At 67.3% G+C, this 1,621-nt stretch carries 1 protein-coding gene; it reads right to left on the bottom strand.

The features are described 5' to 3' along the window. The coding region (locus FV230_RS28100) for a porin (protein ID WP_147844694.1) at positions 1-1,526 on the bottom strand (1,526 nt) is incomplete at its 3' end. Positions 1,527-1,621 lie beyond the last annotated feature (95 nt).

Below are 1,621 nucleotides of genomic sequence, written 5' to 3'. Positions count from 1 at the left end.
CCGTTCTTGACGCCGATCTGGGTGTAGAGGCCTTCCACACCGATATCGAGGTCCTTCACCGGCGACCAGATCAGGCTCGCGCCGGCGACGAACTGGTAGGTGTCGCGAAGCGCCTGGCTGAGCTGGTAGAACCGGGTGCCGGGCGTGCCGACCGAGTTCGCACCGAAGCCGGTACCACCGGTGAGCGTGAACGCATCGCCCTGACCGGCGCGGGCGCCGGCCGAGAAGCTCTGCTCGCCGTAGGAGCCGAAGGCGGCCGAACGCAGCTCAGGCGACCAGTAGTGCAGGTACGAAGCGACCACGGTGAAGCTGTCGGACTTCGACATCTGGCCGGTGTAGGGGTTGATCGTCGCGTCGGAGAAGTACTGCGCGAACTTCTGACCCTGGATCGTGGTCGTGCTCTGGGTGTACGAGCCGGTGTACGAGGAGTAGCCGGTGTACATCTGCGCGCCGACGCCGTAGGCGCCCTGCAGGTAGAGGGTATCGCCGGGGGAGATGAACGGCAGGTTGACCTTCACGCCGCCCTGGACCGCGTAGCCGTAGTCGTTGCTGGTGTGGGGGATGCTGACGTTGGAGATGACACCTGCGCCGACGGCGGTACCGGCGCCGTTGGCGACGTTGCCGACGTTCAGCTCGTGCACGGAGGCGGTGAGCTGGGCGGAGCCCCAGGCCGCATCGTAGCGCAGGGCGCCGACGAAGTCGGGCATCCGGTTGCGCTCGATGCCATCGACGAAGCTGTAGCGGGCCGCGGCTCCAGCAGCGTTGTAGCCGATGAACACCGGGATCGGCGAGTTGTTCTGCGCGAACACGGCCGCTGCCGTGTTGAGCGTCACGTTCCCGGAGTTGGTGGTCGGCGAGAAGATCGGCGAGCGGCGGAAGGTCGGGTCTTCGACCGAGAGCGTCGCCGAGAAGCCGTTGCCCAGCGTCGCGGTGTAGGCGATCAGGTTGGTCGAGGACACGTCGGAGCCGGCGGTGGCGCCGGCCAGCTCGAAGTCGTGAGCGTAGAAGTCGAAGAACGACGAGGCGCGACCGGCGGTGAAGCCCGCGAACTGGATGAAGGCCTTGTCGGCGTTCACGTACTGCTGCAGCCGGCCGAAGCTGTCGACGCCGAGACCCGGGTAGGCGTTGCCGATGCGCTGGTTCGTGCCCGAGGTGCCGAGACCGGAATAGCCGGAGCCGCTGCCGGCTTCCAGGCGCACGAACGCGCGAAGGGTGCCGTAGGCGGTCTGGGTGCGGGCGTCGAGGTTGATGCGCAGGCGGGTGCGGTAGCCGGTGGTGTCACCGTTCTGCGAACCGTTCTGGCGCGAGTACGACGGCTGGTAGGCAGCGTCGAAGCGGGCGCGACCCGAAAGGCGGAGGCAGGTGTCGGTGCCGGGGATGTAGAAGAAGCCGGCGCCGTAGGCGGAGCAGACGCGGACGTACTCGATGGGGGCGGCCTTCTTGACCGGCAAATCGGCAGCCTGGGCGCCGGCGACGGCGGCGAAGCCGGCGGCCGAAGCGAGCAGGGTGCTCTTCAAGAGCGTCATAGATATCTCCAAAAGCTTCGAGACCCGAGGATCGTGTGGTCGCGGGGCCGGGGCCGATCGCGTCACACCTTGTTTTGCGGCCCGCTTTTTGGTGC

Source organism: Methylobacterium sp. WL6 (genome assembly GCF_008040095.1).
Lineage (GTDB): Bacteria > Pseudomonadota > Alphaproteobacteria > Rhizobiales > Beijerinckiaceae > Methylobacterium.
The sequence above is the reverse complement of the archived record's forward strand: the minus strand, read 5'-3'. Positions and strand labels throughout refer to the sequence as shown.